Source organism: Alphaproteobacteria bacterium LSUCC0719 (genome assembly GCA_040839025.1).
Classification (GTDB): Bacteria; Pseudomonadota; Alphaproteobacteria; order Puniceispirillales; family Puniceispirillaceae; genus UBA8309.
In genome coordinates this window covers 315,732-340,158 of record JBFPJN010000002.1, presented here as the reverse complement: position 1 = coordinate 340,158, position 24,427 = coordinate 315,732, and the positions used below count along the sequence as shown (strand labels likewise).

23 protein-coding genes are annotated in these 24,427 nt (G+C 57.6%); 16 read left to right on the top strand and 7 right to left on the bottom strand.

Translation table 11 applies throughout. The features are described from left to right. Positions 1-22: 22 nt before the first annotated feature. Genes AB3X55_06285 through AB3X55_06275 form a run of 3 tightly spaced genes read right to left on the bottom strand, consistent with a single transcriptional unit; the run spans position 23 to position 2,881 of the window. Positions 23-664, bottom strand: coding sequence for an AAA family ATPase (locus AB3X55_06285; GenBank protein ID MEX0503190.1), 642 nt, complete (start codon positions 662-664; stop codon positions 23-25). After that, entirely contained in the window at positions 657-1,928 is a 1,272-nt protein-coding gene (locus AB3X55_06280; protein ID MEX0503189.1) for a class II D-tagatose-bisphosphate aldolase, non-catalytic subunit, read from the bottom strand. The genes AB3X55_06285 and AB3X55_06280 overlap by 8 nt, the downstream gene beginning before the upstream one ends. After that, positions 1,925-2,881, bottom strand: a complete 957-nt coding sequence (locus AB3X55_06275; GenBank protein ID MEX0503188.1) for a sugar kinase — start codon at positions 2,879-2,881, stop codon at positions 1,925-1,927. The genes AB3X55_06280 and AB3X55_06275 overlap by 4 nt, the downstream gene beginning before the upstream one ends. Before the next feature lie 231 nt (positions 2,882-3,112). On the opposite strand from AB3X55_06275, the gene AB3X55_06270 reads away from it, so the two are divergent. From AB3X55_06270 to AB3X55_06220, 11 genes are all read left to right on the top strand, one after another. Further along, on the top strand, positions 3,113-4,114 hold the full coding sequence (locus tag AB3X55_06270) for a LacI family DNA-binding transcriptional regulator (GenBank protein ID MEX0503187.1): 1,002 nt from the start codon (positions 3,113-3,115) through the stop codon (positions 4,112-4,114). 115 nt (positions 4,115-4,229) lie between these two features. Continuing rightward, on the top strand, positions 4,230-5,549 hold the full coding sequence (locus AB3X55_06265; protein MEX0503186.1) for a sugar ABC transporter substrate-binding protein: 1,320 nt from the start codon (positions 4,230-4,232) through the stop codon (positions 5,547-5,549). Positions 5,550-5,685: 136 nt separating this feature from the next. Further along, a complete protein-coding gene (locus AB3X55_06260) occupies positions 5,686-6,558 on the top strand; it encodes a carbohydrate ABC transporter permease (protein MEX0503185.1) in 873 nt (290 codons plus the stop codon). A 13-nt stretch (positions 6,559-6,571) separates the two neighbouring features. After that, positions 6,572-7,405 (top strand): carbohydrate ABC transporter permease, encoded by an 834-nt coding sequence (locus AB3X55_06255; GenBank protein MEX0503184.1) that lies wholly within the window; start codon positions 6,572-6,574, stop codon positions 7,403-7,405. A gap of 11 nt (positions 7,406-7,416) precedes the next feature. Beyond that, positions 7,417-8,421 carry an ABC transporter ATP-binding protein gene (locus AB3X55_06250; GenBank protein ID MEX0503183.1) on the top strand — a complete coding sequence of 335 codons (1,005 nt, stop codon included), beginning with the start codon at positions 7,417-7,419 and terminating at the stop codon, positions 8,419-8,421. Next, positions 8,418-9,182 carry an L-iditol 2-dehydrogenase gene (locus tag AB3X55_06245; GenBank protein MEX0503182.1) on the top strand — a complete coding sequence of 255 codons (765 nt, stop codon included), beginning with the start codon at positions 8,418-8,420 and terminating at the stop codon, positions 9,180-9,182. Before AB3X55_06250 ends, AB3X55_06245 begins: the two co-directional genes overlap by 4 nt. 31 nt (positions 9,183-9,213) lie before the next feature. After that, positions 9,214-10,650, top strand: coding sequence for a mannitol dehydrogenase family protein (locus tag AB3X55_06240; GenBank protein MEX0503181.1), 1,437 nt, complete (start codon positions 9,214-9,216; stop codon positions 10,648-10,650). Positions 10,651-10,657: 7 nt separating this feature from the next. After that, positions 10,658-11,653: an alcohol dehydrogenase catalytic domain-containing protein gene (locus AB3X55_06235; protein MEX0503180.1), complete on the top strand. Its 996-nt coding sequence runs from the start codon at positions 10,658-10,660 to the stop codon at positions 11,651-11,653. 56 nt (positions 11,654-11,709) lie between these two features. After that, positions 11,710-11,841, top strand: a complete 132-nt coding sequence (locus AB3X55_06230; protein MEX0503179.1) for a hypothetical protein — start codon at positions 11,710-11,712, stop codon at positions 11,839-11,841. A gap of 190 nt (positions 11,842-12,031) precedes the next feature. Next, positions 12,032-12,859, top strand: a complete 828-nt coding sequence (locus tag AB3X55_06225; protein ID MEX0503178.1) for a 3-keto-5-aminohexanoate cleavage protein — start codon at positions 12,032-12,034, stop codon at positions 12,857-12,859. Between the two features lie 70 nt (positions 12,860-12,929). Next, positions 12,930-13,955 carry a glucokinase gene (locus tag AB3X55_06220; GenBank protein MEX0503177.1) on the top strand — a complete coding sequence of 342 codons (1,026 nt, stop codon included), beginning with the start codon at positions 12,930-12,932 and terminating at the stop codon, positions 13,953-13,955. A 78-nt stretch (positions 13,956-14,033) separates the two neighbouring features. Here AB3X55_06220 and AB3X55_06215 read toward each other — a convergent pair whose 3' ends face one another. Genes AB3X55_06215 through AB3X55_06200 form a run of 4 tightly spaced genes read right to left on the bottom strand, consistent with a single transcriptional unit; the run spans position 14,034 to position 18,554 of the window. Beyond that, positions 14,034-14,474, bottom strand: a complete 441-nt coding sequence (locus AB3X55_06215; protein ID MEX0503176.1) for a VOC family protein — start codon at positions 14,472-14,474, stop codon at positions 14,034-14,036. 47 nt (positions 14,475-14,521) lie between these two features. Beyond that, entirely contained in the window at positions 14,522-15,403 is an 882-nt protein-coding gene (locus AB3X55_06210; GenBank protein MEX0503175.1) for a DMT family transporter, read from the bottom strand. Then, a complete protein-coding gene (locus AB3X55_06205) occupies positions 15,400-17,823 on the bottom strand; it encodes a PIG-L family deacetylase (protein ID MEX0503174.1) in 2,424 nt (807 codons plus the stop codon). Before AB3X55_06205 ends, AB3X55_06210 begins: the two co-directional genes overlap by 4 nt. Next, positions 17,823-18,554 carry a GntR family transcriptional regulator gene (locus AB3X55_06200; protein MEX0503173.1) on the bottom strand — a complete coding sequence of 244 codons (732 nt, stop codon included), beginning with the start codon at positions 18,552-18,554 and terminating at the stop codon, positions 17,823-17,825. The genes AB3X55_06205 and AB3X55_06200 overlap by 1 nt, the downstream gene beginning before the upstream one ends. A 178-nt stretch (positions 18,555-18,732) precedes the next feature. On the opposite strand from AB3X55_06200, the gene AB3X55_06195 reads away from it, so the two are divergent. From AB3X55_06195 to AB3X55_06175, 5 genes are all read left to right on the top strand, one after another. Beyond that, a complete protein-coding gene (locus AB3X55_06195; GenBank protein MEX0503172.1) occupies positions 18,733-19,986 on the top strand; it encodes an extracellular solute-binding protein in 1,254 nt (417 codons plus the stop codon). A gap of 82 nt (positions 19,987-20,068) precedes the next feature. Further along, a complete protein-coding gene (locus AB3X55_06190; protein MEX0503171.1) occupies positions 20,069-20,968 on the top strand; it encodes a carbohydrate ABC transporter permease in 900 nt (299 codons plus the stop codon). After that, positions 20,965-21,813 carry a carbohydrate ABC transporter permease gene (locus AB3X55_06185; GenBank protein MEX0503170.1) on the top strand — a complete coding sequence of 283 codons (849 nt, stop codon included), beginning with the start codon at positions 20,965-20,967 and terminating at the stop codon, positions 21,811-21,813. Before AB3X55_06190 ends, AB3X55_06185 begins: the two co-directional genes overlap by 4 nt. A 6-nt stretch (positions 21,814-21,819) precedes the next feature. Next, on the top strand, positions 21,820-23,319 hold the full coding sequence (gene argH / locus AB3X55_06180) for an argininosuccinate lyase (protein ID MEX0503169.1): 1,500 nt from the start codon (positions 21,820-21,822) through the stop codon (positions 23,317-23,319). 3 nt (positions 23,320-23,322) lie between these two features. Beyond that, the gene (locus AB3X55_06175; GenBank protein MEX0503168.1) at positions 23,323-24,408 is read left to right on the top strand and encodes an ABC transporter ATP-binding protein; all 1,086 of its coding nucleotides are present in this window, start codon (positions 23,323-23,325) and stop codon (positions 24,406-24,408) included. Positions 24,409-24,427: the final 19 nt, after the last annotated feature.

Below are 24,427 nucleotides of genomic sequence, written 5' to 3'. Positions count from 1 at the left end.
GACCGGAGCTGTCTTCGCGATGCTAGATTCCGGCGTCGAAGATGATGTCTGCCGGGCGGCTCTGATCTATCACCAGCCGGCAGTTCGGCAGATCGTTGGTGTCGCATTTCGACTGTGCCACATCTTCTGACAGGCCAAGATCCAGCCAGCGTGTGCGCAGCCTTTGTGCCAGCGTTTCAAATCTGCAGCGTATGGTGATGGACAGATCGAACAGCCCCTCAAGCTCGCGCCATGAAGGATCATCCAGAAGCAGATAATTTCCCTCTACCAGAATGATCTGTGATGCGGCGGGCACCATGCGTGCAGAGGCATAGGCGCGATCAGCGGGGCGGTCGAAGACAGGCACGGCCACATCACCGGCGGGCAAAGCCCGCAGGCGGCTCAGCGTTGCGGCAAGTCCCCCCACGTCAAAGGTGTGCGGGGCGCCCTTGCGGGCCCGCACGCCCCATTCATCCAGAATGGCATTGTCATAATGAAACCCGTCCATTGGCACGATCTCGCAGCCGTTTGGATGGATGACGTCGATCTCGGTCTTCACAATGTCGGCAAGGGTTGATTTGCCACTGCCGGGAGGGCCGGCAATCGCCACAATCAACCGGTGGCCGGATGCCTGGTCGACAATCCTTTGCGCCAGTATTTTGCTGCTGGTGACCGTTTCAGGCATCGGCTATCCCTTCACGAAATCCGGCCGCCTCGAAATACCGCCTCACACAGCGTTGCACATGCTGTGTGATCAGCAAGGCAGGGTCATCCGGCATCGCCCCGAACTCCATACCCATAAAGGCCTGGGATATAAGGGTTTCCGGCATGCCTGCGGATCTGAGGGAGGCCAACAGAAGGTCCAGCGCAATGGACACATCCTCAATCGCCCAGTAATAGCGAATACGGTCACTGTAGCTGTAGGTCTTCAACAGATCGATTTCCTGATCGGTGCCGCGGTAATAATCCTGCCAATATTCAGGGTTTGTATCCATCTGTTCGTTTATGACCCGGCGAATGCCCGAGGCGCTGTCGGGGCAAAGCTGATCCTCCAGGGTGGCCAGCGCAAAGATGGCCTCACGAAATCTGAATGTCAGCTCCGGCCCTACCTTCAAAAAGAAAAAATGACAGCCAACCAGATCGGCCAACGCTTCGGTTGACTGATAGTCCGTCGAATGGGCTTCGAAGACCAGATTGTCGACAGCGCGAATGGCATCGCGAAGGTGATGGGCCTTTTCCGGCGCAAAGGGATAGATGGAGGTATGTCCAAAATCCACACCAGGCTGCGTTACAACCGAAATGATGCGCTGCCAGGCAGCATCCAGCCCGCGCGCCGACCAGGCATCCTTGTGGGTCTGCAAGGTTCGCAAGAAATTCGATACAGGGGTTACATCAAGCGTCGCGGGTTCCTCGGTTTCGCCGCCTGGGATGGGAACCTCGGTTCCGATGATATAGACCAGCCTGTCCGGAAAGGGTGAATGCGCCTCGGCAACGGCGCACAGGTCTGCAGAGCGGTCGGCGATCTGTTCAAAGCTTGGATTGGCCTCTCCGCCACAGGCCATGCTGGCATCGAGATGGATCTTCGTGAAACCTGCCTCCACATAGAGCCTGACAAGCTCGCACGCCTTTTCCATGGCGCTCTCAACAGGTTCAGATTTCCAGGGATTTGGCCCAAGATGATCACCGCCGAGAATGAGCTGGCTTGTTGGAACACCACACTCCGCAGCCATTTGATGCACCCAAGTGACGAATTCATCCGGTGTCATGCCGGTATATCCGCCATCCTGATTGACCTGATTGCATGTGGCTTCGATCACGGTCGGAAAGCCGGTTTTGGCGGCGTAGGCCAGAACCGCCCGCAACACATATTCATTGGCGGTGCAGAAACAGGGAAGCCCAACGACCTGTCCAGCGCGGTGCCGGGCAATAAGCTGCGTAACAGAAGTCATTTCGACGCCATTCCAGTCTGATTTTCATTCACGAATTCATCAAGCCGCCGTTGATCAAACACACCTTCCATTGGGCCTCTCCTTGTTACGGCGAGGGCACCGGCTGCTGCCGCATATTGCAGCGCCTGCCGGGGGGGCGTGCCGCGAAGCCAATGCGCCGTGAAGGCCCCACAAAAACTGTCGCCGGCACCGGTAGGATCAATTTCATCAACCGCAAAGGACGGTATCTCGATGGCATCATTCGCGTCATGGTAACAGGCGCCGGCCGCACCATTCTTGTGGACAATGGCGGTCACGCCGCCGGCAATCAGCTCATTGATGGCCGCGTCCTCGTCCATTGACCCGGTCAGTAACATAAGCTCTTCTCCGCTTGGCAGGAAGAGATCCGTGAGATCGAGCGCTTGTTTCAAAGCCACCTCCAGCCCGGGGGTAGCCAGCATTTCCTTGCGCAGATTGGGATCAAAGGAAACCGTGCCGCCCCTGGCTTTGATGGCCGCGGCCGCCGCAAGATTGAGATCGGCAAATGCTGGGCTGGACAGCGAGGATCCCATGATGTGGATATGATCGGCCGCGCCCATCAATTCCGGGGCCTGTGCCGATGCATCCAATGTCCCACAGGCGCTGTGTTGGATATTGAATACGAAATCCCGTGATCCATCGGTACGATACCGCACAAAAGCGCTTCCGGTCGGGCGTTCGCTGTCGATCCTGACCCCTGAGATGTCGACGCCATCCCCCTTCAGCCGGTCTAGATTGAGGTGGCCGAAATCGTCATCGCCAACGGCCGAGATGATGGCAACCGGCTGTCCCAGTCTGGCGGCCTGGCTGGCATAAATGGCCGGCGCGCCGGAAGGGAAGGGGCCCGTCAGGGGCTGTGGCTGCCGAAACCCCTCACCTTCACTGTCCGCCATGATCTCGACAAGGATCTCTCCGATTACCAAAATCTTCTTCATGAGCTGCCCTGTTTTCGCCGCCGCCGTGAAATTTCCGCCGACCTCCCTCCCGGAACCCGGTTGCAGGCGTCCGATGGAAGGCTTGACGACCCCTCTTTAGGTTGCATACTGTCAACATAGAACTATGCGCCCGTAAAGAATTTTCTTCTGGAAAATTGTGCATCGGCTCGGAATTGTCGCCAACATTCAATCATGAAGGACAGTGATATGGATGGAAAAAAGATCAGAAACATGACTGAATTCTCCGAGGCAATCGGGGTCTCCAGACCGACTGTTTCAAAATATTTTCATGATCCGGACAGTGTGCGCGAGACGACGAGACGGAAGATCGAGGCCGCCATCGCGGAATATGACTACCACCCCAATCTCTTTGCCATAAATCAGAACCGCAAATCCACGAAGACTATCGGCATCATGGTGCCCTATCTGGCAGACCCGTTCTTCGGCGAGATGGTTCGTATCCTTGAGCGGTTGTGCATCGACAGGGGGTTCTGGCCGATTGTCTTCAGCGCGCACGGGCAACAGGCGCTGGAGAATGATGCATTGTCGACGCTGCAATCGCTGCGCCCTGCCGGCGCGTTGATTGCCCCGCTTGGACGAAGTTCCGATCTGGGGACAATCGAGCGTTTCACCAGAGAGGTGCCGACAGTCATCTTTGACAGCAATGTTGAAGTGGGCGCGGCCTTTGTGGGTTCAAACAATTTCCAAAGCATTGGAATTATTGTCGAATATCTCTGTCGGACTGGGGAGCCCCCAAGCTTTTTTGAAATGCCGCCGGTCAATCCGAATGCCAGTACGCGCCGGGAGGCCTTCATTCAGGCGATGGAACGTTTGGGCCATCAGCCGCGCGTCATCCAGGTTGACGGAACGGGGTGGGATTTCGAGAAAATAGGTTTTGAAGAAGGGCGGCGTCTGATTCGGGAGGCGGCTTTGCCATCGGCAACCATTCTGTGCAGCAATGACCGGCTTGCCATTGGCCTGACCGCAGCGGCCTATCAACAGGGGCTGCGTGTCGGGCATGGATCCGGGTGTGCGTTGCGGATTGCGGGGCATGATGACCACCCCTGGTCGCAATTCACCTGTCCGCCGCTGACGACGGTTTCCCAAGATTACAATGCCATCGCCGAGCGCAGCGTTGACAGTCTCTTTGAAATCATTGACGGCAGCAGCCGGCAGATTGGTCGCCCAGAGATATTGTTCGAAGGCACGCTTGTCATGCGCTCGTCTGCCTGAACTGTCGATCCGGGGCATCGCGGCGGCGGCAAAATTTTACAGGGGTCAATTATTGATTGACAGCCGCCCGCATCCTCTATTCTATCTTGAACGTTCAACTACGGGAGGGAGTTCAATGAAACTTCGTAACACACTTCTCTCGGCAGCCGCGCTGGTATCTGTTGCATCCACCGCTGCAATCGCCGACGAGATCACAGTCGCGACAGTCAATAACGCTGACATGATTGTGATGCAAAAGCTGGCACCTCAGTGGGAAAAGGCTACCGGCCACACCATCAACTGGGTTGTTCTGGAGGAAAACGTTCTCCGCCAGCGCACCACGCAGGACATCGCGACCGGTGGTGGTTCCTTCGACATCATGTTCATCGGTGCCTATGAGACACCGATCTGGGGCGCCAATGGCTGGCTGACATCGCTTGACGATTTCTATGATGATGCCAGCTATGACGCCAACGACATCTTCCAGCTGGTGCGTAACGGCCTGTCTGCAAATGGCAGCCTCTATGCCGTTCCGCTTTATTCTGAGACTTCGTTCACCTTCTACAGAACCGACGTCTTCAAGGCGGCCGGTGTTGAAGTGCCGAGCGAGCAGATGACCTACACCGAGTTTGCCAACATGGTGGCAAAGGTCCATGATCCGGATAACGGCATCTATGGTACCTGCCAGCGTGGCAAGGCCGGCTGGGGCGAGAACATGGCGTTCATTGGTCCGCTCGCCAATGCCTATGGCGCACGTTGGTTCGATGAAGACTGGAACCCACAGCTCGATTCGCCAGAATGGAATGCTGCTGTAACTTACTATGTCGACCTGATGACCAAATATGGCCCTCCAGGTGCAACAGCAAACGGTCACAACGAAAACCGTGCGCTGTTCAAGGACGGCAAGTGCGCGACTTGGGTTGATGCGACATCGGCTGCGAACGATATCCGCAACCCGAAGACCTCCGGCGTTGCTGACAAGACCGACTTCTTCAAGGCTCCCAAGCAGGCAACTGCAAAGGGTACCGGTTGGTTCTGGTCATGGGCACTGGCCATCCCGGCCAGCTCGAAAAAAGCCGACATCGCGAAAGACTTCCTGAAGTGGGGTACTTCGAAGGAGTACTTCCAGATGGTTGGCGAGACCGAGGGCTGGGTTGCTGTTCCAAGCGGAACACGCAAGTCGATCCATGAAGATCCACGCCTTCTCAAGGCCGCTCCTTTTGCTGAGACGATCAAGAATGCGATTTTCTCGGTGGATCCTGCAGACCCATCGCTGCTTCCTGTTCCCTACACCGGTGTTCAGTTCGTAGCGATCCCTGAGTTCCAGGGCATCGGCACCTATGTCGGTCAGCAGATCTCTGCTGCTCTGGCAGGTACGCAGTCTGTTGAGACGGCTCTGGAAAACAGCCAGAAATTCGCAAAGCGCGAAATGACCAAGGCTGGTTACTACAAATAGATCCTCCAAAGGGGGCCGGGACGCATTGTCTCGGCCCTTTTTCATATTGTATTTATATATAGTGGCAATTCGGTAAAGACTCCGGCGATGGGCGCTGTCCGAATGTCGATAATAAAATGGCGATCAGGGGAAGCGCATGGCTACGAAAGCGTCCAGGACTGCTGCACGACTTATGGTCTCGCCTGCGGTGCTTCTGCTTCTTGGCTGGATGATTGTGCCCCTGAGCATGACCGTCTATTTCTCGTTCCTCTACTACAATCTCCTGCAGCCCGGCGCGACCCCCTTTGCCGGCTGGGAGAATTACTACTGGTTTGTGACCGACCCCAGCTTCAAGGCCGCCATCATCAACACGCTGGTGCTTGTTGGAGGTGTACTTTGCATCACGACCATCGGGGGTCTGGGGCTGGCGATCCTGCTGGACAGGCCAATGTTCGGGCAGGGCATCATCAGGATCATGGTCATCGCACCATTTTTTGTGATGCCGACCGTGGCCGCGCTGGTCTGGAAAAACATGTTCATGAACCCGGTGAATGGGGTGTTTGGACGCGTCGCCAACAGTCTTGGCTTTCCGCCGATCGACTTTTTCGGTCAAATCCCGTTGGTCTCGATCACTGTCATCGTGTCCTGGATGTGGCTTCCCTTTGCAACCTTGATCCTGCTCACGGCCCTGCAATCGCTGGACCATGAACAGCTGGAAGCGGCAGAAATGGACGGGGCCGGCTGGTGGAACAGGTTCTGGTTCATCGTTCTGCCGCATCTGGCCCGCGCCATTACCGTTGTCATCCTTATCCAGACGATTTTCCTTTTGTCGATCTTTGCGGAAATTCTGGTGACAACCAATGGCGGGCCCGGTACGGCAACCACCAACCTGACCTATCTGATCTATGTGTCATCGCTGCTGCAGTTCGATGTCGGCATGGGTAGCGCGGGCGGTGTGATCGCGATCATCCTGGCAAATATTGTCGCGATCTTCCTGATGCGGATGATCGGCAAGAACCTGGACGCATAAGGGAGGAAGGGCAATGGCACGCGCTGTTTCAAGGAAGTCCAGGATCATCAACACAGCCATCGCCGGCACTCTGGGGTTCCTGATGTTCTTCCCCATCCTGTGGATTGTCATTCTGTCCCTGAAGACCGAAGAGAACGCCATCAGGGCACCGCTGGAGGTGCTGTTCAGTTCCGGCTGGACGCTGGAGAGTTTCAGCACCGTTCAGGAAAGATCCGATTATTTCAAACATTTCTCCAACTCGGTGATCATTTCCATCGGGTCCACATTGCTTGGTCTTTTGATCGCGATCCCCGCCGCCTGGGCGATGGCTTTCGTTCCCGCCAAGGGCACAAAGCATGTATTGATGTGGATGTTGTCGACAAAGATGCTGCCGCCGGTGGGCGTGCTGGTGCCAATTTATCTGATTTTCCGGGATTTCGGACTATTGGACACCCGGATCGGACTGACCATCATTCTGATGCTGATCAATCTGCCGATCATCATCTGGATGCTGTTCACCTATTTCCGTGAAATTCCCGGCGAAATTCTGGAAGCAGGCCGCATGGATGGCGCGACGCTTCGCGAGGAAATCATCTATGTCCTGATGCCGATGGCGCTTCCCGGGATGGCCTCAACGGCGCTGCTCAACATCATTCTGGCATGGAATGAGGCCTTCTGGACCATCAATTTGACAGCGGCGAACGCGGCGCCCCTGACAGCATTCATCGTCAGTTACTCCAGCCCGGAAGGATTGTTTTACGCTAAATTGAGTGCGGCATCAGTCATGGCGATTGCGCCGATTCTGATCATTGGCTGGTTCAGCCAGAAACAGCTTGTTCGCGGCCTGACCTTCGGCGCCGTGAAGTAGGGAACAGCAAAATGGGACATATCAAGCTCAACAAGGTTCAGAAGAAATTTGATGATGTCGAAGTCATCCGTCCTCTGGATCTGGAAATTGAAGATGGCGAATTTGTTGTGTTCGTCGGCCCGTCCGGTTGTGGCAAATCGACCCTGCTGCGCCTGATCGCCGGGCTTGAGGACACCACCTCCGGATCCATCGAGATCGATGGCGTCGATGCCACCGGAACCCCGCCCGCCAAACGCGGACTTGCGATGGTGTTCCAGTCCTACGCGCTGTATCCGCATATGTCGGTGCGCAAGAACATCGCCTTTCCTATGCGCATGGCCAAGATCAGCAAGGAAGAACAGGACCGGCGCATTGAATCGGTGGCAAAGTCACTGAACATCCTTGACTATCTCGACCGCAAGCCTGGCCAGCTCTCCGGCGGCCAGCGCCAGCGTGTTGCGATCGGGCGCGCCATTGTACGTGAGCCGGAAGCCTTTTTGTTCGACGAGCCACTCTCCAATCTCGATGCGGCATTGAGAGTCGGTATGCGAATGGAGATCTCGGAGCTTCACAAGAAGCTGCAGACAACGATGATCTATGTCACCCATGATCAGGTTGAAGCCATGACGATGGCCGACAAGATCGTTGTCCTGCAGGACGGCGTGATCGAACAGGTTGGCACCCCGCTGGAACTGTACAAAGCCCCCTGCAACAGGTTTGTTGCCGGCTTTATCGGATCCCCGAAAATGAATTTCCTGGAAGGCGCAGAAGCCGAATCGCACGGTGCCCATAGCATTGGCATCCGGCCCGAGCATATCGCTGTTTCCAAAACCAGGGGAGAGTGGAAGGGCACCGTCGGAGTCGCCGAACATCTGGGATCGGACACGTTCCTGCATATCCACGGCGTGCCAGGTTGCGATCCGATGACGGTGCGCGCCGATGGTGATGTGACCGTTCAGCATGGGGACGCGGTGTGGCTGACGCCGAGCAAATCGCACCTCCATAAATTTGATGCAAAGGGACACCGCATATCATGACGAATCTTTCTGGAAAGGTTGCCCTTGTTACAGGCGGCGCGCGTGGTATTGGGCGCGCCATATGCGAGGCCTACGCGGCAGCCGGCGCCACGGTCGTGGTTGCGGATCTGCGCGAGGATGATGCCCGCGAGACCGCCGAGGCTGTCGGCGGTATGGCGGTGGCGATGAATGTTGCCGATATGGGGTCCATCTCGGCCGGTATCGCCGCCATTGAAGCGGCATATGGCGGGATCGATATCCTTGTCAACAATGCCGGCATCTTCAACATGGCGTCGATCGACAAGATCACGCATGAGGATTACCGCCAGCAATATGATGTGAATGTTGGTGGCACGATCTTTACCTGTCAGGCCGTGGTGCCATTGATGAAGCGGCGCGGTGGCGGGACGATCATCAATTTCGCCAGCCAGGCTGGCCGGAGAGGCGAAGCCAACGTCACCATCTATTGTTCGACCAAGGCGGCGGTGATTTCAATCACCCAGTCGCTGGCACTCGAACTTGCGAGCGACAATATCCGGGTGAATGCCATTGCGCCGGGGGTGATCGACACACCGATGTGGAAGCATGTCGACAGCCAGTTCGCGGTTTATGAAAACAAGCCGTTGGGACAGAAAAAGCGCGAGGTTGGCGAAGCGGTTCCCCTGGGCCGCATGGGCGACCCGGAGGATGTGGCCGCCCCATGCGTGTTTCTTGCGTCAGATGACGCCCGTTATATCACCGCCCAGACATTGAATGTCGATGGCGGGAACTGGATGAGCTGACTTGAAACCGCTGAATGCCATTCCCTCTGACATGCCAGGTTCGGTTCAGCGGCCCGTGTATGATCGTAGTCGTCTGAAGCCCGGAATTCTTCACATCGGTCTCGGTAACTTCCACCGTGCGCATCAGGCCTGGTACATCCACAGCCTGATGCAGCAGGGCGAGGCCATGGACTGGGGGATCATCGGTGCCGGCGTGCGTCCAGCCGATGAGATCCGGCGGCAGCAGCTTTCGGCGCAGGATTATCTGACCACGTTGATCAAGCTTGATCCGGCGGGTTGCACTGCCGAGATCATTGGCTCGATGATCGGTTTCGTGCCCGTCCAGCAGGACAATGCCGCCCTGGTCGCCCAGATGTCCGACCCGGCGATCCGCATCGTGTCGCTGACGGTAACCGAGGGTGGCTATTATGTGGACCCTGTGACCAAGGGCTTTGATGCCGGTCATCCCGACATACAGCATGATGCGGCGCATCCGGACCGTCCCCGGACGGCCTTTGGTGCGATGGTGGCGGCGTTGAAACAGCGCCGTGCGGCCGGAGTGCCGCCATTCACCGGTCTCAGTTGCGACAATCTTCAGGGAAACGGGGACATCCTGCGCCAGACCCTGGTGTCGCTTGCCAGACTGTCCGACCCCGATCATGCCGCATGGATAGATGCGCATGTCACATTCCCAAATTCGATGGTCGACTGTATTGTGCCCGCCACCGGCCCCAGAGAGATGGAGCTGGTCCGCTCCTTTGGTGTCGAAGACGCGGCGCCGGTTACCCATGAAAATTTCCGCCAATGGGTGATCGAGGATAAATTCTGTAACGGCCGTCCCGATCTCGACAAGGTTGGCGCGACCTTTACCGATAATGTGCATGATTTCGAGGTGATGAAGATTCGTATCCTGAATGGGGGGCATCAACTCATCGCCGATGCCGGCGAAATCCTGTCGGTCGAATTTATCTCCGGTTGCATGGAGCATCCGTTGATCGGGCCGTTTTTCGGCAAGGTCGCGAGGACCGAGATCGTCCCCCACATCAATCCGGTGCCGGGCATGACGCCGCTTGACTATGTCGAGCTGATCGATCGCCGGTTTTCCAATCCGCGCATCATCGACACTGTCCGCCGCGTTGCGTTCGATGGCTCGTCCCGTCAGACCGGGTTCATCCTGCCAACGCTGCGTCAGGCATTGGCGCTGCAAAAACCCATGGATGGTCTTGCCCTGTCACAGGCCATCTGGGCGCGCATGTGCGAAGGCACGCGCGAGGACGGTTCGGTCATCGAGCCGAATGATCCTTTCTGGCCAAAGCTGATGGACAGGGCGAGGGCGGCAAAGGCCGACCCTCAGGCTTGGCTGAATCAAGGTGACCTTTATGGCGATCTTGGTGACAATGCTGTGTTCAGGGACCAGTTTCACCACTGGTTCGAAATGATCTGGTCAGACGGCCTGGAAGCCGCACTTCAGGCTTATCTGGAGAGATAGCGTTGTCATGAGAGCTGTTACATTCATCGCCCGTAACGAAGTAAGCTTTCAGGAAATTCCCGATCCCGGACCCGCAGCCGATGAAGTTGTTGTGCAGGTCAAGGCCAGCGGCATCTGCCACACCGATTATGAGGTTCTGAAGGGGAATTATGGCACCGGGAGACTCCCCCTCGTGCCCGGCCATGAATATGTCGGCGTCGTCTGTGATATCGGGTCCGGCGTGCGCGATCTGTCGCTTGGCGAGCGGGTTGTCGTCGACCCCAATTTCGAATGCGGCACCTGCAAGGCCTGCCAGCGAGGATGGGCACATCTTTGCGAAAGTCTTGGCGCATACGGTGTGACAAAACATGGCGGCTTTGCCGAGTTCAGCCTGGTCAATCGGGCCAATGTCCACCCGCTTGGTGATATGAGCTTTACGCGCGGTGCGCTGGCTGAACCCATGGGCTGTGTCCTGAATGGCATCGACGCGGTTCATGCCCCCTGGATGGAGCGGGCGTTGATTTTCGGTGCCGGCCCGATGGGGCTGTTGATGGGATTGGCGCTGAAGACGATGGGGCTGGGCGAAGTGACCTTTTGCGATGTCCTTGAACACCGGCTCGATCTGGCGGAGCAGTTTGGATTTAATGCTGTCGCCAGTGGTTCCCGCGCACTTGATGAATGGAGCCGTCATGCCGATCTGGTGGTCGAGGCTACGGGTGTGGCAGCAGTGGCGAGCAAGGTGACCGGCTACATGGCGAATGGAGGCAGTGGCCTGTTTTTTGGCGTCTGCCCTTCAGATGCCAGGATCGATCTCTCCCCCTTTGATATGTTCCGCCGACAATTGACGCTGGCTGGCACGCATTCTCTGAACCACAATATACCAAGATCCTTGGACGTGATTGCGGCCATTGGCCCGCAAATCGACGAGCTGGTGTCACACCGTCTGACCCTGGAGGAGATTGCCGGGCATCTGGCGACAACACCTCCTGAAAACAGCCTGAAAGTACATTGGGTGGCAGACTGACAGGAACAAGCCGCGGGTCGTTCCTGGAAATAAGCTGGGGCGGACAAGACCCGCTGATGATTGACGGGGTCGGCCGCGCGTTTCTGCAGGATGGTGATATCGTGACGCTGACCGGTGTCGCGAATGCCGCCACGTTCCGGATCGGTTTTGGCGATTGTTCAGGGCGCATCCTGCCCTCCAGGCAATGACGGATGGAGTCTTCACCGGCGAAATTGCCGGCGGAACGGTAAAGGTGGGCAAGAGGAGATAGTGAATGGCCGGACATCGTATCGCCATCTGTTTTGCCTCCAATATCCGGTTGATGTTGCCGAAGCCTGTTTCACGGGTAAAACTAGCTGACACGTCTAAAGAGATATTCGTCTGGAAAAGGGATATGCCATGACAAAACCCTGCATCATCTGCGTTGCGATCACCGGCTCGGTGCCGCGCAAGGAGGACAATCCCGCCGTCCCCATCACGGTCGAGGAACAGGTGGAAAGCACCCATGAGGCGTTTGAGGCCGGGGCCTCAATCTGTCATGCCCATGTCCGCAATGACGATCAGTCAACGACCAGCGATCCCGAAAAATTCGCCCGCCTGAAAGAAGGGCTGGAGAAACACTGCCCCGGCATGATCATCCAGTTCTCGACCGGTGGGCGTTCCGGCGCGGGCCAGGAGCGTGGCGGCATGCTGCCGCTCCGCCCCGACATGGCGTCACTGACGGTGGGATCAAACAATTTCCCGACCCGCGTCTATGAAAACCCGCCTGACCTCGTCGACTGGCTTGCCGCCGAGATGATTGCCTATGACATCAAGCCGGAGATCGAGGCATTCGACCTGTCGCACATTTTCCAGGCTGCCAAGATGCAGGAGGATGGACGTCTGAAGGGGCCGGCCTATGTCCAGTTCGTCATGGGTGTGAAGAACGCCATGCCGGTCGACCGCGAGGTATTCGATTTCTATATCAGGACGATGGAGCGTCTGCTTCCCGGCAGTGAATGGTGCGCGGCGGGAATCGCCCGACACCAGATAGAGGTCAATGAATGGTGCATCGCCGCTGGCGGCCATGCCCGCACCGGCCTCGAGGACAACATCCGGATGGATCGCGAGACACTCGCCCCGTCGAACGCGGCGCTGGTGAAACGCGTGGTTGAGCTGTGTGATCATTATGAGCGCCCCGTCGCGACAACGTCTCAGGCGCGGCAGATTCTGGGGCTCGCGGCGTAACAGGGACCAGCCGCCGCAGATGAACGCCGTTGCCGGCTTCAGCGTCATGAAACATTGAGGATGTCCTGTCATGAGTCTCATCGTTGCTGATGTTGGCGGCACAAATGCCAGATTTGCCATAGCGTCACAGGATGATCCGGAGCTGCGCCATGTCACCTATCTGCGGTGCGCGGATTTTGAAAATCTCGACGATGCCTGCATGGCCTTTCTTGGCAATCTTCCCGGGGCCGAGGTCCCCAGCCCACATGCGTTGAGTCTGGCTGTGGCGGGGCCGGTCAATGACCGGTTTGTCGAGCTGTCCAACAATCACTGGCGGTTCGAAAAGGCCCGGCTTCTGGACAGTCTGCAACTGGACAGATTGCTGGTGATCAATGATTTCACCGCCCAGGCGCTGGCCCAGCATGGCGCTGATGATACGGGGACCATAGAGATTCTGGGCGGTGTGCGTGATGCCGGCGCGCCAATTCTGGTGATCGGGCCGGGAACGGGTCTTGGGGTGTCGGCCCTGATCCCGCTTTCACAAGGTCCGCTGCCGATTGAGGGCGAGGGCGGCAATATCCGCTTTGCTCCGCGATCGCAGACCGAGCGTGAGCTTGATGATTATGTGCGGCGGCAGGCCGGCCCGGCTGCCGTTGAACATGTTGCCGTTGAGCATGTTGCCGTTGAGCATGTTGTCAGCGGCCCCGGGCTGGAGACGGTCCATGCGTTCCTTGCCGATCGGCAGGGCGGTGCGGCGCGTCTGACAGCCGAGCGTATTGGCAAGGCGGCCCTCGATGGTGAAGGTCTGTGCAGGCAGGCAGTCCATCTCATGCTGGGAGTTCTTGGCGGTGTGATGGCGGATCACGTTCTGACAATGGGCTGCTGGGGAGGGGCGGTGATTGCCGGCGGCATCACGCCGAAACTGGCACCTTTGATTCCCTCCAGCCCCTTTGAAAAGCGGTTCCGGGATGCTGGCGCAATGTCGCCTCTTCTGGCGAAGGTGCCGGTGTGGCTGTCACAGGATCCGGATGCCGGCCTGAGGGGCGCACGGGCCGCCTTCGGCAACCCCTATCTGGCGCATCGGATGGTCACCAGCCAGGATCTGCATCCACGCTGATTTTTTTCATGCCGATGCCAATGCCGATGCCAATGCCAATGATAGTGATAGTGATAATGTCGCGCCTACGGCACCGGCTCACCAGCTTCCTGTATTGCCCATCGACAGCCACGGCTCGGCCGGGGCCAGCGGGTCTCCCTCCTGCAACAGCTCGATCGAGATACCGTCAGGCGACCGGACAAAGGCCATGTTGCCGTCGCGCGGCGGCCTGTTGATGGTCACGCCGGCTGCCATCAATTTTTCACACAAGCTGTAGATATCCTCGACGCGATAGGCCAGGTGACCAAAATTGCGCCCGCCGGTATAGGTTTCCGGATCCCAGTTGTAGGTCAGTTCAAGCGCCGGTGAGCGTGTGGTCTCATAGGCCTGCTTGTCGCTTGGCGTACACAGGAAGTAATTCGTGAAACGCCCTTTTTCGCTCTCGATCGTTTTCATCAGTTCGAGGCCGAGCAGATCGCAATAGAAATGCAATGACGCCTCGACGTCGGAAATTCGGACCATTGTGTGAAGATAGCGCATGAAGAAAACTCCTGTCGTTGGAATGAGAGGCCGCAGGCGTCTGCCTGTTAAGCCGAATTATCGGGGTGTGTGCGCCGGCGTTCAAGAAGCGTCATGCCGATGAGACTGGCAAGAATGATCAGCGCGCCCGAAACAGTGTTGATCGATGGTATTTCGGCAAAGACGAAAAACCCGATAAGGGTGGTTGGCACGATGTGGAAATAGAACATCGGCGCCAGAAAGCTGGCATCGGCCCTGCGAAAGGCGCGGATAAAAAAGAACTGTGCGGTTGTTGCCAGCAGACCGGTCATCACCATCATGAATAGCTCGATGGGCGAGGGTGCAACCCAGACCCAGATCGCAAAGGGTGCTGTCACCAGCGCCACACCGACTGAATACCAGACCATCAGCGGCAGGTCGGTCATCTCACGTGACAGATGCTTTTGCAGGATCGTGGCCGAACTGCCGCAGAACATGCCGCCAAGCGCCAGAAGGGCGACCAGTTGCAGCTCGCTGCTTTCAGGCGAGAAAATGAACAGCACTGTGGCAAAGCCGATCACAATCACAGTCCAGCGATGCCAGGACTGGCTTTCCTTTAGAAAGACATAGGCGATCAACGAGGTCACGGCCGGACGCAGATAGCCGATGGTACTCATCTGGGCCAGCTGGATCTGTGAAATGGTGAAGAAATTGATGGTAATCGCGACCGAAGACAGAAGCACCCGAAGACTGTTCAGTCCCAACTGGGTTCTGATATCTCCCAGTGACCCTCGCCAGGCCAGCAGCGGCAGCAATATCACGGCGCTGCTCAGACAGCGGATAAAGACAATCTGCACCGACGCAAACTCGATACCCAATAGCTTGACGATGACAAGGTGGCTGAGTGTAAAGACCTCGTTCAGCAGCAGAAAGCGAAGCCCACCCAGATTATCGGCGGGGCTCGCGCTCATTTCCCGCCGAACGGTGTCAGAAGGTTGGCAAACAGACGAAACGCGCCGACCACCATATGGTCCATCTGATAAAACAGGTTGAGCGCGCAATGCACATGGCTGCCGGTCCCGATCCGCGCTGCCAGCAGCCCGCCTTCCAGCGGCGCCTCTTCACCATCCGACATCGCCAGCAGCGGGATATAGGACGGATCCCACTCCGAGGCGAAATACAGCCCTCGTTCCTTGACCCAGCCATCGAAATCCTCGCCGGTGATCTGGTTCGGTGCCGCGAATAGCGGATGATCTGGTGCCAGCATGCGCACCGGTGCCGCGGCATCGGTGACGCGCCAACGGATCGAGGGGCTGCCCGGCTGCAAAGGCAGCGGGGCGCTCTTCGTCTTGTCCCAATTGTCGATTGGACGATGATACTGGCTGACAAAATGGCCGCCGGCTTCGACCCATGGCCGAATGTGACGCATCGAGTCATTCAGGGGCCGGGTGCCACCGGCAAAGACCCCGGCGACGATGACATCAAGCCCGTCAAAACCGCCCGACAGCAGACGGGCATTGTCCAGCTGTACGACCTTCGCGCCAAGCTCTGCCGTCCAGTGATGGGCTTCGTCGACACCACCATCAATCCAGCCAACCGTCAGCCCCTCAAGACTGGCCGTATCGACAAGCGCGACATTCGCCACCGCTGGCGAAAACCGGGTCTGCCGTCTGATATGCGGATAGGCAAGGGTCTGGCCTGTATAGACGGCCTCGCTGCCGTTCCGGGCCGCGATACGATAGTGGCCCTGTGGTGCTGACGGTGCCACCGTAACCGTTCCCGACAGCGCGTCACCGGACGCTGCCTGTGTCGGTTGAAATCCCCAGCCATCCGGCAGGGCCAGTTGCGCTGCGCCGGGTGACGGCATGGCCTGATCCATCTGCAAGTGCATCTCCACCGTGGTGTCCTGACCACGACGAAGCAGAATTCTGGAAGGCGTGATCCGGCCGGTATGGGCAGGCGTCGTTGAAAAGACGCTGTCCGGGCTCAGAGGCACAACAAATTCGGTGTCGGCGATCAGCAGCCGCAGCTCGGCATGAAGGCCCGCGGGGCTGAGCATCACACCATGCCAGCCCGCCATCGGGTCGACAGCAGGACCGGAAATATCCATCGAGGCTGTCATGGCGCGTCTGCGCTCACCGTCGCCGGCTATGGTGAAGTCGCCGCAGCGAATCTGTTCCGGTGCGACCAGCCTGGCCGATATGTCCGGTGCATTGGCGGGGTCAGCAACATGCCAGCTGAGCCGGGCTTCGGCTGTCTGCCCCACAACCGGCACTGGCGGGGTCATCTCAAAATGAAGTTGCAGGGCCGCAGCCTCGCATGCTGCCATGGCCGCCTGCCGCATCTTCAGCTTCACGCGATGCTGATGCTGCGGCACAACGCTGTCCTTCAATGCCGCAAGGGCAGTTTGAAGGCGGCACAGGGCCGGCAATACAGCCCTGCCATCTGGAAAGGCGGCGAGAGCGTCATCCGCTGCCTGCTGCGCCATCAAGGCCGCCTCGCGTCCTTTGTCATCCTTGCAATGACCGGCCAGCGCTGACAGCCTGTCAGGAACACCGTCGGTCAGGCCATCCAGTATGGCTTCACCGCCAGATGTTCGAAGTTGGTGCAGGGGAACCGGACGCTCCTCCTCATCCACAGGCCGTCCCATGCCCTGTGTGGCGTGACAGGCGCGGGACCATTCGCCAACCTGCGCGTAGGTGCCGCCAAGCACGGGGTCATAGGCGCCGGTCAGGATTTCATGCGTCGCATTCGGTGGTGGAACCTCGTCATCATATGATCCGCCGCCGCCCCCCCAGGCTGGCAGATACAATGCATTGACCTGCCATCCCGGCAGGTTGAGATCGGTGAATTTTTCCTCGTCCGCCGCCACATCGAAGGCGGCAATCGTCGTTTGCGTGACTGCCCGGTGGTGGCCATGCTGGCCAGGGACATCAAGAAAGGTGGGAATGAGAATATCGGGTCTGAACAGCCGCACCATCTTGACCATCTGGCGCAGCGTGTGTTCGCGGCCCCAATGGGCAAAGGTGGGGTCGGCCGATTTCGAAAATCCGAAATCGCGGATCGGATCGTCCGGTGTTTCGGCAAGCCATCCAATATCGGCCCTGATCACCCGCATTGCCTCGAACAGTTCTTCTGTTCTCAGATATCCGAGCGCATCCCCGCGCTCCGGACCAAGCGCGTTCTGACCACCTTGGCCACGCACCGCGTTGACATAGACAACATGCATGCCGTCGCCAAGGGAGAGGCGGGCCAGCATGCGGGATGTTTCATCATCGGGGTGGGCTCCGGTCTGCATGAAGATCAAGGTGGATTGCAGTGATTTCAGCCATGCGTAAAGGGCACGAAGCGGCTGTCGTTGCTCCTGCTGGATGATGAAGTCCTTTTTCATTAGTCGTTCGCCCTCTCCTGGGTGCGGCTCAGATTGATGCTGTAGACAGACCTTGCCTCGGGAAAGATGTTGATCGACACCTCGACGGGGCGCTTCTGGTTGTTGAGATAGCGGCGGGTCATTTCGAGGCCGAGCGCCCCTTCCGGCAGTTTCATTTCATGGCAGATTGCCGATGGGATGACGACAGGTCTGATTTCCTGCCGTATCTCGCTGACCGCGATGCCATATTCCTGTTCGATCAGATCGCAGATAAACCCGCTATAGTTGGCAATGCGTGGCGCGATGCTCCTGAACTGGTGGTCGATATAGACGTCGCCCCAGACAAGCATCTCGCCCGAATCAAGATCGTTGCGGTGCTGCGCGATGTGAACCCATCTCGTGCCCGGCACGGATTGAAGTCTTGAAGCAAGTTCGGTGTCACAGACAATCTCATCCACACCGGTCACGATACGCTCGGCCCCGCGTCCATAGAGCAGATCGTCAACGGGCCTGGTGGTGTAGCGATAATCGGTGAAGGGCTTGCGCGCCAGCACCTTGGTGCCATCACCGCGACGTCGTGAAATCAGGCCAAGCGCCTCGACATATTCAAGTGCGCGCCGCACGGTGGGCCGACTGACACCGAATTCATGGGCAAGCTGCTTTTCGCTGGGAAGGTATGCGCCCACGGGATATTCGCCGGTGCCAATTCTCTTGGTCAGCTGGTTCGACAATGTGGCGTAGCGCGTTTCCAAACTCAAAACCCTGACGAGTGGCCTTACATTTCCGGGTTTTACCGACGGCGAATCTGTCGGGCGGCGTGCCCTTCGGATGTGTTTCGCTTTTCCTTTGACAAGCGTGAAAAAGCTATCATAGGTTTTTACATTAGAAAAGGTAAATACCTTTCGCGATCCAAATTGGGTGGAGGAAATTATGAAGAAATGGTTGAAGTCGGCCTTGGCGCTGGCCATAGGCGGAACCTCGCTCCTCTGGAGTGGCATGGTTCAGGCGGTGGAAATCGAATATTGGCAGTACACCTATGCCAGCCGTGTCGAGGCGATCGACAAGCTGATCCAGAATTTTGAAGCTGCTAATCCGGGAATCACCGTCAAGCATACGCATTTTCCCTATGCCGACTATCGCAAGAAGGTCGCCATCGCGGTGTCTGCCGGTGACGGCCCGGATGTCGTTCAGCTTTATTATGGATGGCTAAACGACTATCGCGACGGCGGGCTGATTCAGCCTTTGTCCAAATCGGCGTTCCCGCATGCCACCATTGAAAAGGATTTCTTCCCCATGGTGAGCACAATGAAGGTTGATGGTGACTATTGGGGTCTGCCAACAGCCGTGCGCTCGCTTGCCCTGTTCTGGAACGAGGATCTGTTTGCCGAGGCGGGTCTTTCCGGTCCACCCGAAACGCTTGACGAGTTCGTTGATTACGCCAAGAAACTGACGAAGAAGGATGCTGATGGCAATTACCTGACTGTCGGGTTTGCTGTCGATACGGATGGTCAGGATCACCATTGGTGGCGTGAAGTGCTGATCAGGCTTCATGGTGGTCAGCCCTATTCGGATGACGGCAAGAAGGTGACCTACGCATCCGATGCAGGTGCAAAGGCTCTGAAGTTCCTGACCGATGTCGAGGCTACACACAAGGTTGGCGCCAACGGTTTCATGAACCGTGGACAGGACGCTTTCGCAGCCGGCAAGGCGGGCATGGTTCTGGACGGATCCTTCAGGATTTCCAAATTCGTCAAGCAGGACGGGCTGAACTTCGCCATTTCCGAGCTGCCTGGTCATAATGGCAAGCGCTTCAACTTCTCTTCCTACTGGGTGAACGGCATCAGCTCGAAGGCGGATGGAGAGAAAAAGGCGGCGGCGGAGAAGTTTCTTCAGTATCTGACCTCCGACGAGGCCATGCAATTGTGGCTTGATACGGTTGGCGAGCTGCCGGCAAAGCCTGCGGTGGCCCTTGTTGATGCGAACAAGACACACCCGCTCTACGGACCGTTCATTCGCGGTCTGGGTTATGCCAACGCAACCGCCTTCATTTCCGAGAAGCCGCAGCGTCAGGCCCTTATCGACGCGTACGACATGGTCGTGCTGCAGGGTGTCGATCCTGCTGAGGCGTTGAAAAAGGTCGCCAAGGACGAACAAGAGGTCTTTGACGAGTTCTTCGACCAGTAAGACCGGTCGATCCGAACAGGTGCAGATGGCAGCGCCGCGTTGCCATCTGCCGATTTTTCACCGGGGGGGCGAAATCGATTCCATGACCGCGTTCTGGAACAAGCTGACGATCAGTCAGAAGCTGGCTATTACGGCCTGGCTTTTTCTGGCGATCCCTCTGGTTTTCTACATAACAATCCGCTTCTATCCCACCGTCGAAGCTTTTTACGTATCGACCCTGAAATGGAATCTGCTTGGGGCCAAAAAGGCCATCGGGTTCAAGAATTACATCAAGATCTTCGCTGACGAGGATTTCTGGCTTGTTCTCTGGAACACGATCAAATATGCGCTTGTCGGGGTGCCGGTCAGTATGGTGATCGCCTTTTTCATTGCCTATTGGCTGAATGAAATCGACTTCGGTCACGACATGATCCGGGCGATGTATTTCATCCCGTTTCTGACCACGGCGGTGGCAATGGCATGGGTCTGGCGATGGTTTTACCAACCGCTGCCGATTGGCTATTTCAACATCATGCTGTCCTGGGTCGGCATCCCGCAGCAGCCTTTCCTGAAGTCGGTTACACAGGCGCTATACGCAATCATGGCGCCGGCGGTCTGGGCCGGACTTGGGTTTCAGATCGTGATTTTCATCGCCGGCATCAGGGCGATCCCGCGAAGCTATTTTGAAGCGGCGGAGATTGATGGTGCCGGGCGGTGGCAGATCCTGCGCGAGATCACCCTGCCGGCGCTGAAACCCACCATCATCTTCCTGACAGTGGTATCGACGATCGGGTTTCTGCGGATCTTTGACCAAGTCTACACGATGAGCGCTGACAGCGCCGGCGGACCACTCAATTCGACCAAGCCGCTGGTGCTGATGATCTATGAATTCGCCTTTGACGAATTCAGGCTTGGCCGGGCCTCGGCCCTGACGGTGATCCTGTTCCTGATCCTGCTTGTCGTCAGCCTTGTTCAACTCTGGCTCATGCGGAAACACAAATGAGCGATTTCAACGCAACCATGGCACGTCTCGAACGCGCCCGGCCCGGCAAGGTTATCCTGTGGACGCTGTTGTTCCTCGGCGGTGTGGTGATGATCACGCCGATCCTCTTCATGGCGTCGACTTCGTTCAAGACCGGGCAGGAGGTTTTCGAACTCAGTGTCATTCCCGACAGGCCGACGCTCGAAAACTATCTGTTCATCCTGCAGGAATCGAAATTCACGCGCTGGATGCTGAACTCGCTGTGGGTTGCCACCTTCAGCACGGCATCCGTCCTGTTTTTCGATTCACTGGTCGGCTATACGCTGGCCAAGTTCGATTTCCGCGGCCGCCAGATCGTCTTTATCGCGATCCTCAGTACATTGATGATCCCAACCGAAATGCTGATCATCCCCTGGTATATGATGTCGCGCAGCTTTGGCTGGATCGACACCTATTGGGGTATTGCCTTCCCCGGGTTGATGACCGGGTTTGGCACCTTCCTGATGCGGCAGTTTTTCATGAGCCTGCCTGACGAATTGATTGAGGCGGCGCGGATTGACGGCTGGTCGGAATTTGCCATCTGGTGGCGGATCGCGATGCCGCTTGTCATACCGGCGCTGTCGGCGCTGGCGATCTTCCATTTCCTCGGCAACTGGACGGCATTCATCTGGCCCCTCATCGTGACCAATGATCCTGACATCTACACCATCCCTGTGGGCATCGCCTCGTTCAATGGCGAGTTCCAGATGGATTGGGAAATTGTCATGACGGCATCATGTCTGGCCACGCTTCCGACATTGCTGGTCTTCCTGTTGCTGCAGAAATTCATCATCCGCGGGATCATGCTCGCGGGTCTGAAGGGGTGATCTGAGATGAGTGCGGACTATGACAGCTTTCCTGCCGCGGTCTACGCCCAAAGCGTGCTGGCGCCGGACCTTGAGGTCTATAAGCAGCATTTTTCAGGACCGCTTCATGCGATCAATCTGGCGCATGGTGTGATGCTGGCGGAACAGGGGTTGCTGCAATCCGCCGATGCCGCCGCCATTCTCGACGCCTTGATCCGCATTGATCGCGATCGACCCTGGGCCAGGCAGGCCTTTGATGGCACTTTCGAGGATCTGTTTTTCCTGATTGAGCAGGAACTGGGTCGGCAGGTTGGCGAAGAGACAGCCGGCCGCCTGCATACCGGCAGATCGCGCAATGATATGGAGCATACCATGTTCCGGATGCAGCTGCGTGGTCGGTTGCTGAGATTGCTTGATCAATATGGCATGATGGCCGATCAGGTGCTGGCGCGTGCCGAAAGGGGCATCGACGAGACGGTGCTGCTCTATACCCACGGCCAGCCGGCGCAGGTGTCGGTACTCGGGCATTATCTTGGCGCGGCGTTGGAATTCATCCTTCGTGACATGACGCGCATTCAGGCCGCGCTGGAAGAGGTGAACCACTGTCCCATGGGCGCGGCGGCAATCACCACCTCCGGATTTGATCTCGACCGTCACCGTGTTGCCGACATGCTGGGCTTTGCCGATATCGTCGAGAATTCCTACGGGGCGATCGCAAATGTCGACTATATCACCGCCAGCTATGCCGCGATCCGGCTTGGCTGCATCCATCTGGGACGCCTTGTTCAGGATCTGGTGACCTGGACCGGCTTTGAAGTGGCGCAGATCCATGTGCCGGACGGGTTTGTCCAGATCTCGTCGATCATGCCGCAAAAGCGCAACCCGGTGCCGCTGGAACATCTGCGTCTGAAACTGTCACTTGCCGGTGGCGGTGCCGAACAGATTGTGCAGACCATGCACAATACGCCCTTTGCCGATATGAATGATTCCGAGCGCGAAACCCAGGCCACGGGCTTTGAGGTGTTTGATCGCCTTGATCATGCCCTGCCCCTGCTGGCCAGCTTTATCGAGGCGATGAAAACCAACCAGCCTTCGATCGAGCGTCGTATCCAGACCTCAATGGCGACCATCACCGAACTTGCGGACACGATTGTCCGGGCCGAGGGAGTCGGGTTCCGGCCGGCGCATCATGTCGCCAGCAAGCTGGCGCGGGAGGCCCTGTCCAGTGGCATGGCATTCGATGAACTGCCGTGGGATCTGTTTGCGCGCACATTTGAAGAGGTGACCGGACAAAAGCCGACGATGGACCGCGCGCTGCTGACAAGAGCGACAAGCGCGCAGAATTTCGTGGCGGTGCGGGAAATGCCCGGAGGCCCCGGGCCACGGGCGCTGCGTTCGGCCCTGACCGGCTATGCCGATCGGCTGGCCGCGCTGAAGGCCGGGGCAGGAGACACAGCCAGGCGGATTGCGCTGGCTGACGAACAACGCAGCCGACGGGTGGCAGAATTGATCGCGGGGGAGGCATAGAAAATGGCAGAGGTCAGGCTTGAAGGGGTACACAAGCTGTTCGGATCCGTGACAGCGGTACAGGACTTCACGCTGTCGATCGGCAGCAGCGAATTCGTTGTATTCGTTGGCCCGTCCGGTTGCGGCAAATCCACCACCCTGCGCATGCTGGCCGGTCTGGAGGACGTATCGTCGGGAGATATCTCGATTGATGGCACCCCGGTCAACAATGTCCATCCAAAGGATCGCGACATTGCGATGGTGTTCCAGAATTACGCTCTCTATCCGCATCTGAACGTCTTTGACAACATATCATTCGGCCTTCGGGCAAAGCGCTTGCCAAAGGAGGAGATCGCGAGGCGGACCCATGAAGCGGCGGAGATTCTCGGTCTTGGTGAGCTGCTGAAACGGCGGCCGGGTGAACTGTCCGGTGGCCAGAAACAGCGTGTCGCCATGGGACGGGCGATTGTTCGCAAGCCGAAAGTGTTTCTTTTTGACGAGCCGCTGTCCAACCTTGATGCCAAGCTTCGCCACAAGATGCGTGCCGAGATGAAGCTGCTGCACCAGCGCGTGCAGACAACCACCGTCTATGTCACCCATGATCAGGTCGAGGCGATGACGCTGGCGGACCGGATCGTGATCATGAATGAAGGCCGGATCGAACAGGTCGGCACGCCGGATGAGGTTTACAAGACACCGGCCAGCCAGTTTGTTGCCAGCTTCATCGGGTCACCGGCGATGAATTTCGTGGCCGGCGTAATTGGTGGCACCGATCGCAAACCTGTTCTGGAGACTGACAGCGGTGCCACTATCGGACTTGCCGATTGCGACGTTGCGTCGGGGCGGCGGATCCAGCTTGGATTCCGACCCGAACATATGCAGCTTGCAGAAAGCGCCACGCCCGCCAAGGGGCATGTTTCCATCAGCGGACAGATCAGCGTTGTCGAACCCATGGGGCATGAAACCGTGCTGACATGCGATGCCGACTTTGGCGAGATGGTTGGCAAATATGAAGGCGAAAGACGGTTTCGTCCCGGCGATGCCGTCCATTTCCATATCCGAACCGACCGGCTGCATTATTTCGATCTGGAAACCGGAATCAGGATCTGACGGTCCTGGCGTGATAATT